The organism is Rickettsia montanensis str. OSU 85-930 (genome assembly GCF_000284175.1).
In the GTDB taxonomy this organism is placed as follows: domain Bacteria; phylum Pseudomonadota; class Alphaproteobacteria; order Rickettsiales; family Rickettsiaceae; genus Rickettsia; species Rickettsia rickettsii.
In genome coordinates this window covers 851,326-867,363 of the sequence record NC_017043.1, presented here as the reverse complement: position 1 = coordinate 867,363, position 16,038 = coordinate 851,326, and the positions used below count along the sequence as shown (strand labels likewise).

Below are 16,038 nucleotides of genomic sequence, written 5' to 3'. Positions count from 1 at the left end.
AATAGTAAACCCGTCATTGCGAGCAGCCGTATGGCTGCGCGGCAATCTCATGAAATAACTCCTGAGATTGCTTCGTCAATTATTTCATCATTTCCTCACAATGACGATTTTCGATTCACCCTCTATTTCGGTGTTTCAGGTTTAGGTGGTTCTTCATTTGTCTTCTCTCCCCCTTCTTTTGGCGTATTTTTCCTATTTTTTTCAGCCTGATCTAATGTCTTATTGCGTTGTTTTAATCGTGCTTCCGCTCTGCCGGTAATACCTTGTCTTGTTTTATAATCCATTCCTATTGGACTTAATGCTTTTTGTCCTGCATCATGAGACATTTGACCACCAATTTCAGTAGCCGAAGGCCCAACAGCACTAGTTAATTTTACTACCATACGTCCTGAAAATTCGACATAACCGTACATACCGTAAGCAATAATAACTAGAGCTACGATATTTTGCATATTTACTCCCATCATACCCGACATATAATCCATTCCCCAAGGGGCAAACCAATTAATACAGAAGATAGGTACATTCAGCAATGCAATAGGTAAAATAGTACCGATAAACGGAATTTTTATCGGTAAAGCACATTTCCAACACACGCTATAACCTAAAACAAAATCTAGATAAATGGTAAATAGCTGTGTTAGCACTATAATACCTGCCATCATAACTACCGGTTCTATCATATAACGGATCGTAAACCTCACCCAATTATCAAATAAATACCTAGTAAAATCAAATAATAAGAAACTAATAAATAAAGGGGCTATACCGATTAATATACAAGTTGCCATAAATGCCATAATATAAACGGCAACAGCTCTAAGTGCCGTAATAATTACTATACCAACCGCAATAAAAGTAATTATAAAATATATAATACCGCTAAGCCCAAGAGAAAGAAGTGCAAGTAATTGAGCGATAAAGGTTTGACTAAAAAATATTTTACTCATTACTGCATCTAAAAACATGAAAGGATTAGAAATAGTATTAGTAGAAGTAAACAAACTATATCCACTCATATTAGCAATAATTGAGTCTGAAAAATTGGTAATTGCATCAAAAAGATAGTTATTGAAAAATTCAAAGGTATTACCGTTCATAAGTCCGCTAACTACCCCGATTTTTGCTATTCTAATTACTAGCTCTTTTTGGTTTATCTTAGCAAAACCAAGCAAAAACATTGCTCCGTAAGTCATCACATACAGAATTAAAATTGCTTTAATATAGATAAAAAAGTTAGTACAGGACGAGCTATCATTAGCTTTATAACATACCATATTTTTAAAAATAGAAGTAGCAGCCCCTTGCACTTTAGTTTTAAATAACTGAAGTAACGGATTCATTACTTTAATAGTAAAACTTCCTACTTTTAAGGATGTTGAGAAATGTACTTTATAGGTACCTTCACTATCTTTATAGTCCCTTAAATTATTACCAGGATCATTTAGAATTTTCATCCATATATAACCCGCCTCATTTGCGTTAAAGCTATATTTACCTTCACTATCAACGCTAATTCCTTGAGGTGAATAGGTTTTACCGCTAGTATTTGGGTTTTCCGAAGGCTTTACTATTATGTATTGCACTCGTCCTCGATCATCAAAAGTATCGTTAAAACTATTACCGTTTTCTCTATAGCATTTAGTCTGTTTAATATTTAAAACGTATCCCCCCGTATTCTTACTACTATCTTGTGAGGTAGGAGACCACAGCCTATATTGTAAATAACTTTTTTCAATATTACTGTTAAAAGGTATATTATATATAACTTTATATAAATATTTACCGTCTTTATCTTTATATTCAGGCGGTTGATCTGTATCTGCAACAAATTTAGCAAATTCTAGCTTAGAAGGCAGCGCTTTACTTACAGAACCCGCATCATTCATTTGATATATTAATCCAGTTGGTCCTTTGCCTCCTTTACCGTCCGCCGTATACCAAAATCTTCGATTCTTTTGAAAATCTCCATCGCTACATATTCCCGAAGTACAATTTACACCTCCAATATAATCTTTATCTTTTGGATTACGATCACTAACACTATCAGGACATTTATCATTTGGAGGAATATTAGCATTATTAGAACATTGAAGGGCTGAATAGTCGGTAAATAATTTACCTGTGTCGTCAGACCACGAAAATGTAAAACTCTCATCATCTAGGTAGTTTTCTGGTGCCGGTCTAGTTATATTAGTCCAAGCCATACATTTCTCTTTACATTCTGGTTTCTTATCACACCTAGGATTACAGCCGAATGGTCCCCAGTCGCAACCTACTTGCTCAAACCAGTTAGCGCACCTCCATGTGACTTGACAATTCCAATACTGCTCTTTTAACTCGCAAGCATTGACATACTCACCTGAATAAACAGAATATTTTCCACAAATTGGATTATAAGTAGTTTTATTCTCTGAACAATCTTTCGTAACTTCAACACCTTTAAAAGCATCCTTAACTGTCGCATCCGTATTGGCAAAATTAGGAGATACGGAAACTAAAACTCTATCATTGGCGTATAATTCGGCAATATTACGCCATTCATTATTTTTTGCATCCATTATTAGAGAGACAGGTGGATTATTTGCATCGTTAATACGAGGAATCGAAATCATTTGACCGTTATCGTCTAAATTAGATCCAACCCCTGTACGTTGTAAATTATCTTTCGGTATATAAGCTAAACACAAACTAATCTGACCGACCACTTGTAAATTCACCAGTTGGTTGTTTTCTACTAGCACCTGAGTATTTAGCCATTCACCGTAACGAGTAGGATCAGGAACAAGCAAAGTCGTGCCGTCGGGCAACATCTTAGAAGTGTTTACATAATTAGCATTAGCATTAAGGGTTATAGTACCGGTTATTGAATCCACCCCTCCTTTACCGTCCGACGCATATCTCATGTAGCAGCCGTCACCGACTTTTACTGCTCCTATCATACCAAGTGCTGCAAAAATAAAGCAAACTAACGTTGCTACTATAGCAAGTACTCCTAAAACTTTTAATAAGTTATCCTGCATATTCTATCATTTACCTCCACCCGCACCGCTTGCTAAATCAGCTAATCCTTCGCCTGTGCTGCTTTCTGAATCCCCGCCTTGCTGCTCTTCCTCTTTACGCCTACCTCCAACATCCGACTTATTTCTTACCGGCGGCTTACCTTGCGAAGCCATAGCAGCATCCTTAAGGAAAGCTGCTCCTTTCTTTACTAAATCAACGATTTTAGTTGGACTTGCCGTTACTGCATCCATATTAGGACCATTAGTTAAATCAGAAGCAAATCGCCCTATAGATTTAGAGAAGTAATAAAAAATAACCGAAAATACTAATACGCATAAAAGTTCCGCTAAAATAGATACAACATCTCTAACAATTGATTTTATTGGAAAAAGTATCAATAAATGCTCTTCCCAACCTTCACCTGCATAATATTCTAACATTTTATATCCAAAACTTTCCTGACATTTATCTGCCCCGCCGACAGGAAGCCTTAACTCAAAAGTACTAAATCTAATATCACCTTTTTCATAATCATATCTAAGGAATTCACAATTTTTAAATATTGCGGAATCATACATAGTTATTAATAAAGCTATAAAACCTGCTACTACTGCCGGCTGCAATGCACATGAAATACATACTTTTAGCCACCCGTCAAAATAAGCTTTTGTACGAGTAAATAGAGCCATAGGAATGAATATAGGAGAAATATATGTCATAACGTAAATAGTAATCATGCAAACTAAATAATGCGTAATAAAATATAAAAGTATAGATAAAAATATTACAGAAAATACTAAACCTGCTGCAAATATAATAATGTTTCCGGCCATAAAGAATCCAAACATAACGGTAAAAAACCTAAGTGCTCCTGCTTTACTTAAATCCTTCGGTCTGTCATTTTTGCCATCAGGATCAAAATTAGGTATAGGTGTATTATTACCACGGGGACCATTGCCGACCACATTCCCTAACACTCCATTCTTATCTATATTATAAAGTAAATCCAAGCCAAGATAATAACCTATACGGCAATCAATCGCGTCCCATAAACCGTAAAATTTATAACCGTCCTTATACTTTGAATTATCAAATTGACATAATCCTCTAGAACCTGCTGCATTAAAGATCATCTGTGCAAAGTCCGGTGCTGCTCCTGTCAAAAGAGGTAATCCATATTTTAACATACCGTTTTCTTTTGTCGGCTGACCGCCGCTAAAATCTAAAGGTCCAAGACCGATAGAAAAATAAGCAACAAATAAGAATTTTATTACAAAAAGAGCTATTTTTTCAGCACTTGCATATTCTGTATTTAGAGCCATATTAAAGGCAAAAAACATAGTATAAAGAATTAATGCCGCACCTATAATTCTCTTTAAATAACCTTGAAACGTAGGAAAAGCAGCAAGATTAGTTATTCTAGAATTTTGATCTTGAGCACTACAACTCTTTCCAGCAAAAAATATTTTATTAAGTGTTTCGCTCAAACACTGAACTGCAAGACCGGAAAAATTAATTAACGATTGACTATAATTTGCTCCCGTATAGCAACTTTTTCCTATATTACAATTCTCATCCTCAGGAGGAGGTGGAGTCGGTGTAGCACTCAAAGATTTACATGCTACCGGCATTGGTCCCCTTGACGTAGGCATAACTAAACATAGATCATTATCCCATTTTTTAACCGTTAAAACGATATTCTTTAATACAGGATTTGCGCCAAGATCAGGATTATTATCGGTACTTAAATCACTAATCTTTTTAGAGTCACCTTCATTTAAAGTATACATGGTGCAAGGACTACTACTACCTTCTACATTTTTAAAACAAAACGTTATACTAGACGCAACTGAGTTACAATTACCTCTCGGATCTTTCATATCAATATTACGCATTATATAGCCATATGCCGTGCCCATTTCTAAATACTTATCTGCAGTAGTCGGGAAACTAGAACATGATTCTCCAAAGCCGGCAAAGCTAGCTAAGCTTACAGACGCTATACAAACTATAATAAATATCTTTAAGGTTTTAAGAGTTTTCATTAGAACTATTATCTTTTTTTTCTGTTACTACGCCGCTTTTTACTAACTCATCCCATGCCTTTTCAGCATTTGCACGTCGTTCTGATATTTCTCCTCCTTCTTGTTCTCTTACTCTTCCTCCTCCGCTTGCTACTAGTTCATTCCATGCTTTTTCTACTTTTACACGTTTATCTCGAATCTCTGCATTTTCCCGTATCTGTTTTACGCCCGTCGGATTATCATGTTCCTTTAAGTTAAAACTATAATCAATTACTCCTGTACCTTTACTTGTGCTGTCAACTTTTTCTTGTGGAGCTGCATTATCAACTTTTTCCTGTGAAGGCGGAGTATTATCAATCTCTTTTTTACTTTCTTGATTATTATCTCTTATGATTTTTCCAACACGTTCAGCTTCAATATTACTTTGTGGTGCAGGTGTAGAAATAGAAGTTCTAATACTAGCAGGCGGTGGTGAAACAGCTTCTGTAGGAGGAGAAGGAGGAGTAACAACATCTGATCTTGCTGCACTACTTACAGTTTTTGGGCTAGAAGTTGCTACAGAAGACGAAACTGTCGGCGTTGTTACCGCAGGTGCCGACGTACCTCCGCTTGCTACTAGTTCATCCCATGCCTTTTCAGCATTTGCACGTCGTTCTGATATTTCTCCTCCTTCTTGTTCTCTTACTCTTCCTCCTCCGCTTGCTACTAGTTCATTCCATGCTTTTTCTACTTTTACACGTTTATCTCGAATCTCTGCATTTTCCCGTATCTGTTTTACGCCCGTCGGATTATCATGTTCCTTTAAGTTAAAACTATAATCAATTACTCCTGTACCTTTACTTGTGCTGTCAACTTTTTCTTGTGGAGCTGCATTATCAACTTTTTCCTGTGAAGGCGGAGTATTATCAATCTCTTTTTTACTTTCTTGATTATTATCTCTTATGATTTTTCCAACACGTTCAGCTTCAATATTACTTTGTGGTGCAGGTGTAGAAATAGAAGTTCTAATACTAGCAGGCGGTGGTGAAACAGCTTCTGTAGGAGGAGAAGGAGGAGTAACAACATCTGATCTTGCTGCACTACTTACAGTTTTTGGGCTAGAAGTTGCTACAGAAGACGAAACTGTCGGCGTTGTTACCGCAGGTGCCGACGTACCTCCGCTTGCAGCAATATTATCATTTGGTAGTCCGCCTTTCCCTACCTTTAAATCACTTGCTCCTCCACCTTGACCAGCTTTTAAATCACCAACTCCTCCTCTACTTGCTATATGATCGCCCCCCTTAGTTGCAGCACCCGCAGTAGCAAGTACTGCCATAGCTGCCTTAAATATTGCTTGCGGTTTTATAGCAACATTATTAAGAGCTACTCCTTCCGTCATATCTGCAGCAAATTCAGCTAGCTGATTACTAAAATTATACATCAAATACAATGTAAAACATGCCGTAACTAGCGCAAGCAAAATATTTTTAATTTTCTCAAAAAGCACTTTTGGAGACATGAAAAACATTCCGGGACCCAAAACTACTCCCGATAAAAACTGGAATTTAGCAAGAAATTTATCGGTAGGGGTATTACCCGGTTTACTATCGACAATTTCACTTACACTATCTTTTGCAAAGTTAAATGCCGTGGTAATAGGGTTATTTAACATATAACCTAAACTATTTTGACAGCTTTCTACGGCATCTTTATCAGGATATTGTGACGTATCATCCCAATCATTATTAATGTAAAATATTAAAACATCCCTCTTAGAAGTAATGCCACCTTGAATTTTGTCTTCTATACTATTGTGAATTAACTTGCTCTTATATTGACATTTACCGTAGAAACCATAATCATATACCGAAAACATCGTGATCATAAAAGTAACTACCACCATAGGTTGTAGCAAGAACGAGATCATTAGTTTAACCCAGCTATCAAAATAATTTCTTGTATATGCGAATAAAAACATAGGTACAAAAAGAGGAGCCAAAATACCGAGTATTACTATAGATATCATACACATAATCGTTGCATTAACCATAAAGGCAGCAACCGAAATCACAAGTAACGGATAAGAAAGAGCGAGTGATACCAACATCATATTACCGGAGATTATCGCCGGAATTAGCAAATAAACATATGGTGGAGCACTAAAACTAAAGAAATCAAAATTTAAAAAATCATGACTGCGATAAGCATTTTCGACAAGTAACGTAGATAATATATCAAGCCCTAAATAATGAGCTACCCTACAATCTAATGCATCCCATAATGCAATATAAGAAACGGTACCGTCATAAGAAAGATTGTTAAATTTACATAAACCGGACGGAGCAGCATTCATAACCCAACTTGCTAAACCGTTTATACCGTCAAGTAAGAAAGGAAACGCCCACTGAATCATGCCGTCTAACCGGTCATATGGAGAACCATTACCAGGGGTTATATTAATTCCTATTGAAAAATAAGTTACGAATATCATTTTCAATATAAAATTTATATACTCACTTTTTGGTGGTACTTCACCTGCAAGTAATAGTTTAAAGCCAAAAAACATAACATATAAAGTTAGAAAAGCCGTAACTATTTTATACATTCCTACTTGAAACTGAAAGAATGCACTATCTTGCCTTGAAGTCAAATTAACCACTTGGCTTACATTATCAAAACTACAAACATCTTTACTAATTAGTAATCTAGCAATCATTTGCCTCATACATTCTATAAGAGGAGAAGTCATGACTACTGCAGTTTTTGAAGCATTATAAGCTTTTTGATAACATCCATCACCCGCTGCACTACAGGAAACTAAAGCTAAAGGATCGGTAGGAGTTTCATTTGGATCCTCAATAAAATCCTTATCTGCTACATCCATAAAGCTATTATACATGGATTTTGGAAACGGCTCTTTCATATATTTACAGCCGACGGGAACGTCTCCTGTAAATCCTTTTGTCGATACGCATATTCTATCTTTATCTTGAATAACTTTCCAATATATTACAGGAAAGCCTACATCAAATGCAAAACCGTCATCACCGGGCTTACCACTATATGGAACATGATATTCCTTTTTTTTATTTGCCCACGCTTTCTTTATATCATCCCAAGGGTCGCTCCCTGTTAAGACGGCTTTAGCAATAGCAAGTGCCGATTCTGCAACAGATTTTGCCCGAGATACAACTAATTTAGCATTATTACATAAAGCAAAGCGTAATTCTGGATTTTTAGGATCAATTCTGTTTTCACGAGTACATTGACCTCCGGGGAAATTCCCAAAATTACTATCGTCAAATAAATCACTGTCATTTATTTTAAGCTTTAAAAACGTATTCATGTATAAAACGGGAGAGACAAGATTCATTACCGCAAAAGTAAAGAACGGAGCAACAATACATGTATGAGAAAATTCAGTACGCAGCAAATCGCCTACGCCTTGGGTTTCGCAAGTTAAGCCACTCAAAATATCTACAATGCTATCAAGAGTATCTTTAGCATGAGTTTTAGTAACTAGTCCTAAATTTAGGGCAAAGCTTAATACTAATGTTATAAGTATACTACGAGGAAATAATTTCATAATTAGTTACTTGCCTCGCATTGTAAAAATGTCATCCCGTGGCTTGTCCACGGGATCTCAGAATACAGTCTGTGAGACAAGATCCCGCGGTCGAGCTGTGGGATGACAGACAGGAATCTATAATGTTTTAACTGCTTCATAAAATATAGGTAACCATTTATCCGGATCATTGCCGTGTTTCTCTCTAATTTGATCGAGCAATATTACAGTCTCAACTCTACCGGATAAAACACTGATTATGTTATCCATACCATCTAAGCTAACTTTTGCAACTACGGCGTCTATCCCTTGTTTTATTAAGAAATAACGTGTAGTAGGGTCGGTAGTTTTAATTAAAATATATTCCCGCTGACTTAACATAAATGCACTACGATAAATATCCGTAGCTTTCAAATTAGGTAAAAAAATCTGCGTAGCTGTTTGTTGAATCAACGTATCACTAATTCTACTTTTTGCGGCATCTTCAACACTCTGCGTAGCAAATATAACAAAAGTATTTAATTTTCTCAACACTTTTAACCAATCTTTGATCTTAGGTGCAAATACCGGATTATCGATTAAAGCCCATGCTTCATCAAGTACTATCATAGTTTTCTGCCCATCTAAAGACATATTAATACGATGGAAAATATATAGTAATACCGGTGCAAGGCTTACAGGATCTTTAAGTAATTCAGTCATATCAAAACCGAATACTCTTGCTTTTTGTAAATCAATATTATCTATTTCATTGTCAAATATCTTAGCGTGTGAACCTTTACCGACCCACATTGCAATCCTACTTGCCAAACTATTTGGTGTATCAATACCAAGAAATGCTATAACATTACTAAGCCTTCTGTCTTTTTTTTCTAATCTAAAATTACCGCTTACCGCTTGAGATAAGATTTTATTATCTTGTGCAGTTAAACTTTCACCGTTAGAAGTTACAAGCACGCGAAGCCACTCTAAAATAAACGTTCTATTCTCATTAGTATCTTCAAGTTGTAAAGGGTTAAAGTTGCATTTTAAACCCGGATCAATTACTGTATAAACTCCGTTTAAAGCACGTATAAATATTTCTGCTCCTCGATCTTTATCAAAAAAGAACATACGAGGTTTGAATTTTTGTGCTTCAGCACATAAGAAATTCATAAGAACTGTTTTACCGGCACCGGTTGGACCGATAATGAGAGTATGTCCAACATCCCTTACATGGAAATTAAAATAAAACGGTGTACCTGAAGTAGTATCAAGTACTGTGACATATTCTCCCCAATGGTTACCTCTAATTTTACCGAGCGGATAATTATGTTGTGAGGCAAAGCTAGCCATGTTAAGAGTATTTATAGTGGATTTACGCACTATATAATCCATATTTCCCGGCAACTGTCCCCAATAGCTAGGTTCCATGTTAACTTTTTCTCTAACCGGCTGAATTCCTGAATTAGAAAGCTCAACTGCTGCCATTGACAATATATCTTCCAAAGCTTTAATATTATTTGCGGAACATAAAAGCGATAAATGATGCTCACCGAAAGCGATATCACCGCTAGTGGCCATATCAAGGGCCGTATTAATTTCAGCAATTTGTGAAGTAGCTTTATCACCGGATTGTATCATTCTATTTTGCTGTAATTGCATTTTACCGATCGCTACTGTTCTATTAACAAAGACAAAGCTTTGCGTCATAACAAATTCAAAAGGCATTTGCAGAAATCCGTCAAAAATTCCTGCCGAAGTATTAGGACCGTATTCAAGTATGCTGATCATTCCGGCATATTTCTTGCCAAACGGACTTCTTGCTTCAATAGTACGAGAATCAAAAAATAAGCGATGAGTCGGTAAATATTCGTCAATAGTACCACGCGGTAATGCTATAGGACCCGGTGAATCGCCGCAATTGATTAAAGATGAAAGGAATTCTAAAATTTCACAATAAATACCTGACTGCGTTTGACGAACTCCAAGTAATCTTGCTCCGTAACTTCTGAATGTATTAACCACTCTAGTTGACATTTCTTGAAGATTTTCTTTCATCTCTTTCATGTCGTTTTCCCAAGCGATTTTATTAGATTTCTGTCTCAGCTTCTTTAGAAAATACTCAACTATAGCAACACCGCCAGTATCAGGCTTATATAAAATACTAACATATAATTCGTTAAAAAACGACCTAGCCCCAGCATGTTTCTTACGCCATTCTGCACCTAAATAAGTAATAAAATCATTAGGGACTTTTACGGTAGGATCATAAGTAAATTCCGTATCGTCAAATATTACTGCTTTACGTCTTCTAATAGTATGGAAATACATAATGATATTTCCCGAAGCCATATTTTTAAGTAAGGCATTTCTGAGATTCTTTTTAATGTCTAGATCTTCATCATCAGCAGTTTCAAAAGAAAATCCATTTATTTTAATAACTTGTAATAAAGAATTATCTTTTGTTAAAATAGTATTACTATCCCAATGACATTTATAAGGAATAAAATGCGAAGTGGGTCTTTCTTGTTTAGACCTTAATTCTTTAGCTGCTCTAGTTCTAAATAACTTCATTACCTCACCTGATTTAACTATTTTGATTTATTTTGTCAGTTATACCTCTTTTTATGTCATTCCCGCCTATGCGGGAATGACATAAAACTCAAATATTATACGAATTTGCTCCGTAGTAAAATTTATTAGGACATTGGCTAGTTCTTGACATTTTATTTAAATATAGCTCTATGAACCTCGGTTCTTTAAAACATATAATATAAGCTACCAAATGCAAAGCAGCTGCAATGAATAAAATCACAATGCCGTTATTCCAAATAAATACTATCATCGTCATTATCATATTTAATGCAGCAAACTTAATACTTACTCCAAATATCATCGGCGGTCTAGTTAACCCTACAAATAAAAGATCGGATGCTAATGCTCCTGCCATAAAAAACCTCTATTAATTTATATTAATATCAAACATAGTTGACAATATTGAATTCGGTGCTTCACTACTCACAAAATGTACGTAACCGTTATTATTTTCAAGGGCATTAACTGCTATCTTAATTAATGCTTCTTCGATGAAATTATTACTATCATCTAACATTAATTTCAACAAGTTAATATCTCGTATTTTTATATTATACGGAAACATCTCGGATACCTGTAATATCTCATATGGCAATATTAAATGTTCTGCACTTAATGCAGAAGCAATTGTTGCTACCGTTAAGTTAACATTTAATAAATGCGTTTTCTCCTGATCGTCGCTCGCAAACGGTGCTATCACGGGTATAATATTATTATCTGCAAAATTTAATAAAATTTCTGGATTAATCATAATAGGTTCGCTTAAAAAACCAATATTTATAACATCATGATTTACAATTTTTCGGCGAGATAGTTTTGATTTTTTTGCTTGCAGTAAATTAGCATCCTTACCTGAAATACCAACTGCATAACAACCTATACTACTTAACTTTGTTACTATAAGCTTGTTAACGTAACTGGATAAAATTTCCATAATAATAGGATTATTTAGAGAACTATAGTCGCTTATTTTACTAATTTTTTGACTAAAATTTTCATCTATTTGTGATATTAAAGACGAACTTCGTAAATCAATATGATCATGTACTATATATATTTTAGCACCGCACATCTCAAGCAATCTAACAGATTCAATAAAAGCCGTAAATAATTTATCGTCAATAATAATAGTAGCAGGTAATTTTAGAACTATTGCTTGATTCTTCAACTCACTACTACACTTTATTATATTCTTAATTATAGCAATGTTATTTAATGAAAAAATACTATCTACCTCTTTATTTTTGAGGTTTGATGCATTTTGCCAAACTAGCTTTAAGTTCTCTTGCACCTTCTTTACTCCTACTACTAACATACACAACATTACATGAGTAGTTTAAAGTTGCAAGAAAATTCTGTGCTTCATCTTTAAGGTTTTTATGATCCATAACTTTATCGGATTTTGTGAAAATAATTTGAAATTCTCTTTTATTTGCAAGTAATAGATCAGCTACTTTCTTATCATTTTCTTTTATACCCCTTCTTGAATCAATCAATAAGTTAACTAACCTTAAATTATAACTATTTCGTAAATAATAACTAATTAACACTCCCCACTGCTCTTTGACTGATATAGGAACATTAGCAAAACCATAACCGGGAAGGTCAACTATAATAAGTTTATCTGCAAGGTTAAAGAAATTGATTTGCCTAGTACGCCCTGGAGTATTAGAAACTTTAGCAAGATTTTTATTATTACATATCGTGTTTATTAGACTTGATTTGCCGACATTTGACTTACCGACAAAAGCAATTTCCGGTAATGAAAAATTGGGGATTTGATTTATATTCATAGCACCGGCTACAAATTTAGCTTGATGACGAAAAAGCTTACTGCCATCAGTTGATTTTGTAGGCACTATTTTCTGAGTAGTCATAATTTGCTTTCGTATTGGATGTAATTAGGCATTGCCCGCGTGAATGCCTTCTCGCAATGACAGGAAAACCAAACCATGCAACAACACTGAGTTAGGAATGGCATCAGCAGACTTCAAGAACGCTATAAGTGAGCTAGCATGACATTAAAAAATATGGTAGCGGGGGCTGGATTTGAACCAACGACCTTCAGGTTATGAGCCTGACGAGCTACCGAACTGCTCCACCCCGCAATAATTGAGAATTGACTATTTATCTGTGTTATATTTTGACTTAGTCCAACACTACGTGAATATTGTTAGTGTCATTCTTGCGCAGATACCGAGTAGTCGTAGACTACACGGCAATCCAGAAAAAATAATAAAAAAATTCTATAAATCAGAATTGTTTACTGGATTGCTTCGTCAATTGCTATGCAATTTCCTCGCAATGACGATGAAACCGGTCCACGCAACAATGCCTGCTCGCAATGACGATTTGTTATCCACAAACAAAGCCTAGCTAGCTTCTTTCTTACTACCGAAAGAAAGACCTGAGAATCTTTTATTGAAATCACTAATACTTTTGTTCGATTGATTTACTACATTTCCGGAATCTTTATTCCATGCCGGATGCTTTCTAAAATCAACATCCATTAAAATTTCATCCGTAGGATGAGTAGACATTGTTTCAAAAACATCGCTTCCTACTTTAATCAAAAACTTTTTATATTCTGGATGTATACCGCTTTTCATAATGATTTTGCCGTTTTAGTCTGAATTATTTTTTTCTTAATAGCTCTAGCGTTACTTGATAAAACATTATCATCGGCTTTTAGAATATATGCATCAAAACCCCCGGCTTTTTCCACTGAACTAATACATCTAGCATTAACCGATAACCTATATTCCCCGGCTGTTATATCACTTGTAAACTTAACCGATCTTAGATTAGGTTCAAAACGTCTTCTAGTTTTACGCTGAGAATGTGATACATTGTTGCCGTATAAAACACCCACACCTGTGAGTTCGCACTTACGAGACATAAGCTAAATACCTTAAAACTTATAAAATATACTTCAAGTAAATGAAGAGTCATATACGAAGATCAACTTCAAAAAGAGCTAAGAGTTCACAAGCCGAGGAGCGGAGCGTATACTTAAATACGTAAGCACCACAGATCTTGTAGAACGACGTAGCTAATTTTTGAAGTTCATCGAGTACATACAATAGATAAAAAATATAAAGCAATACTCCCCTAATGTCAAGAGATAATTATTTTGTAGCTAAGTATTAGCTAATGCTTGATTTTTATTAAATAACAGAGTTTTATATAAAAATATAAATTAATTAAACTATTATAAATCTATGCTTATTAATGGGAAGCCAGTTCAAGGTAATATCACCTGACTAATTAAAAAATTAGGAGAGTTGCCTTCAAGTTTTCCTGAATATATTAGTAATCTTACTCCAAAACCATTAAGTACAAAGGAGCAAATTGATCATAATCAAGCAGCTTTTTTTATAATGAAGGATTATATAGCAAATGCAATCATCTTGTTGCTCTTAAACAACTACAACAAGCTGAACAAATTGCTATAGGTCAAACTGACAGTAATTTTCTTTCCTATATTAATACTATGATAGGACGTCGCTATCAACAGCTGGGAATGTTTGATAATGCTATTCAAAAATTTCAAGATAGTATAGAGAATGCTTTTGAAGCAAAGCAATATTATAATGTAGAAAATTCATACAAAGAATTAGTCACTGCACATCAACAACAAGGAACATCAGATAAATTTATTAAAAAGCAAGAAGCAATTTTAATAAAAAGCCAAGCTAATAATGACCAAGCTAAAGAATTAATGGCAAGATTAGCTTTAGGAGTTGCTTATAAAACTCAAAACCGTAAAGAAAATTCAATAGCGCAGTATGCATATGCTTACTCGTTACAGCAAGGTATAGTTGATTATGAAGCTGTTCGTGTACAGCATAAAGTTGGTTTTTCTGATAAAGAAAAGATAGGCACTGATAACATTCAACAATGCGTTGCTGTAATTTTACATGATCCATTAACTAAAAAAACTGCATTAGCCCATGTTGACAGATTTACTGATGCTAGTTCTTTAACACATAATGTAATAAGCAACTTTCCTCCTAATACTAAATTAGAAGCTTATTTAGTAGGAGGGCGTGATAGATCTGCAGTATCAATTGCGTTATCAGATGGTAATATTCGTAAAGTAACACAAGAATTAAACAACCACTCTAACGTAAATATAAAATCTGCAGATATAGAAGACAAGGGAGCTCCATCAGGAATTATATTTGATCCAATAACAGGTAACTGTTCCGGGTAGAGAGGATAAAACAACCGCTGCTAGACAAGTACATTTAAGTATAGGAAGTAATACTCCTGCACTTTATAAAGCTTTTGATTTAACTAAAAATAAAAATATACCTAATCGCTCTTTAAATGAAATCCAACAAAAACATATTATTCAGCAATATTTATTAGGATCTAATCAAAATCCTAATTCTATGGACACATGACAATCTAATCAAATATCAAAGACCACTTACTAAAGTAGCAGAGGAAATTCAAAAAACTAATCCAAAATTAGTAAAAAATGTAGTAACTAAAAATATTAGTAATCGAGTTCACGAATTGAATCTAAATGATCAAGAACAAACAAAAATTGTAAATAATTTAATAGCTAAAACTGATTATTTATTATCTAACAATTTAAATCCGTTGGAAAGTGTACGTTCAGAAATTAATAAAACATTAGCACTCACTCATTCTACCTACCAACAAGATAGTAATATTAAAAAATCCTGGATACAAAAAAGTGTACAAAAAATAAAAGATTTGTTCATAAATATTTTTAGTAGTAATAAAACAAAAAATGAACCAAAATTAAACTTAACAAGTGATAAGATATTTAAAAAATATAAGTGCTAAGACAAAAATAGCTGCACCTAGCTATACTCTTCCCAATAAAAATATTGCTTTACATAAAAATAAACTATG

Annotated in this window: 11 protein-coding genes and 1 tRNA gene; 2 read left to right on the top strand and 10 right to left on the bottom strand. The window is 34.5% G+C overall.

What is annotated here, in order from left to right; genetic code table 11:
- Window positions 1-122 precede the first annotated feature (122 nt).
- The 10 genes from MCI_RS04750 to rpmB form a co-directional block, all read right to left on the bottom strand.
- Window positions 123-3,023 carry a type IV secretion system protein gene (locus tag MCI_RS04750; RefSeq protein WP_014409879.1) on the bottom strand — a complete coding sequence of 967 codons (2,901 nt, stop codon included), beginning with the start codon at window positions 3,021-3,023 and terminating at the stop codon, window positions 123-125.
- 6 nt (window positions 3,024-3,029) lie between these two features.
- Window positions 3,030-5,048, bottom strand: coding sequence for a type IV secretion system protein (locus tag MCI_RS04745; RefSeq protein ID WP_014409878.1), 2,019 nt, complete (start codon window positions 5,046-5,048; stop codon window positions 3,030-3,032).
- A complete protein-coding gene (locus MCI_RS04740) occupies window positions 5,035-8,592 on the bottom strand; it encodes a type IV secretion system protein (RefSeq protein WP_014409877.1) in 3,558 nt (1,185 codons plus the stop codon). The genes MCI_RS04745 and MCI_RS04740 overlap by 14 nt, the downstream gene beginning before the upstream one ends.
- Window positions 8,593-8,709: 117 nt before the next feature.
- Window positions 8,710-11,127, bottom strand: coding sequence for a VirB4 family type IV secretion/conjugal transfer ATPase (locus MCI_RS04735; protein WP_014409876.1), 2,418 nt, complete (start codon window positions 11,125-11,127; stop codon window positions 8,710-8,712).
- 88 nt (window positions 11,128-11,215) lie between these two features.
- Window positions 11,216-11,503: a type IV secretion system protein VirB3 gene (locus tag MCI_RS04730; protein ID WP_014409875.1), complete on the bottom strand. Its 288-nt coding sequence runs from the start codon at window positions 11,501-11,503 to the stop codon at window positions 11,216-11,218.
- A gap of 12 nt (window positions 11,504-11,515) precedes the next feature.
- Window positions 11,516-12,439 carry an acetylglutamate kinase gene (locus MCI_RS04725; protein ID WP_014409874.1) on the bottom strand — a complete coding sequence of 308 codons (924 nt, stop codon included), beginning with the start codon at window positions 12,437-12,439 and terminating at the stop codon, window positions 11,516-11,518.
- Window positions 12,387-13,025 carry a ribosome biogenesis GTP-binding protein YihA/YsxC gene (gene yihA / locus MCI_RS04720; RefSeq protein ID WP_014409873.1) on the bottom strand — a complete coding sequence of 213 codons (639 nt, stop codon included), beginning with the start codon at window positions 13,023-13,025 and terminating at the stop codon, window positions 12,387-12,389. Before yihA ends, MCI_RS04725 begins: the two co-directional genes overlap by 53 nt.
- A 154-nt stretch (window positions 13,026-13,179) precedes the next feature.
- Window positions 13,180-13,256: transfer RNA gene (locus tag MCI_RS04715), tRNA-Met, on the bottom strand.
- Between the two features lie 264 nt (window positions 13,257-13,520).
- Window positions 13,521-13,757: a 50S ribosomal protein L31 gene (rpmE, locus tag MCI_RS04710; RefSeq protein WP_014409872.1), complete on the bottom strand. Its 237-nt coding sequence runs from the start codon at window positions 13,755-13,757 to the stop codon at window positions 13,521-13,523.
- Window positions 13,754-14,047 (bottom strand): 50S ribosomal protein L28, encoded by a 294-nt coding sequence (rpmB, locus tag MCI_RS04705; RefSeq protein WP_004996729.1) that lies wholly within the window; start codon window positions 14,045-14,047, stop codon window positions 13,754-13,756. Before rpmB ends, rpmE begins: the two co-directional genes overlap by 4 nt.
- Before the next feature lie 822 nt (window positions 14,048-14,869).
- Here rpmB and MCI_RS04700 point away from each other — a divergent pair.
- Entirely contained in the window at window positions 14,870-15,364 is a 495-nt protein-coding gene (locus MCI_RS04700; RefSeq protein WP_041404239.1) for a hypothetical protein, read from the top strand.
- Window positions 15,365-15,672: 308 nt separating this feature from the next.
- The gene (locus tag MCI_RS04695; protein ID WP_014409870.1) at window positions 15,673-15,969 is read left to right on the top strand and encodes a hypothetical protein; all 297 of its coding nucleotides are present in this window, start codon (window positions 15,673-15,675) and stop codon (window positions 15,967-15,969) included.
- The last annotated feature ends 69 nt before the right edge of the window (window positions 15,970-16,038 follow it).

Coding starts and splice junctions, on each gene's coding strand:
- MCI_RS04730 (WP_014409875.1), bottom strand. CDS start 11,503: ATGGCAGGAGCATTAGCATCCGATCTTTTATTTGTAGGGTTAACTAGA.
- rpmE (WP_014409872.1), bottom strand. CDS start 13,757: ATGAAAAGCGGTATACATCCAGAATATAAAAAGTTTTTGATTAAAGTA.
- MCI_RS04745 (WP_014409878.1), bottom strand. CDS start 5,048: ATGAAAACTCTTAAAACCTTAAAGATATTTATTATAGTTTGTATAGCG.
- MCI_RS04750 (WP_014409879.1), bottom strand. CDS start 3,023: ATGCAGGATAACTTATTAAAAGTTTTAGGAGTACTTGCTATAGTAGCA.
- yihA (WP_014409873.1), bottom strand. CDS start 13,025: ATGACTACTCAGAAAATAGTGCCTACAAAATCAACTGATGGCAGTAAG.
- MCI_RS04700 (WP_041404239.1), top strand. CDS start 14,870: ATGGCAAGATTAGCTTTAGGAGTTGCTTATAAAACTCAAAACCGTAAA.
- rpmB (WP_004996729.1), bottom strand. CDS start 14,047: ATGTCTCGTAAGTGCGAACTCACAGGTGTGGGTGTTTTATACGGCAAC.
- MCI_RS04735 (WP_014409876.1), bottom strand. CDS start 11,127: ATGAAGTTATTTAGAACTAGAGCAGCTAAAGAATTAAGGTCTAAACAA.
- MCI_RS04740 (WP_014409877.1), bottom strand. CDS start 8,592: ATGAAATTATTTCCTCGTAGTATACTTATAACATTAGTATTAAGCTTT.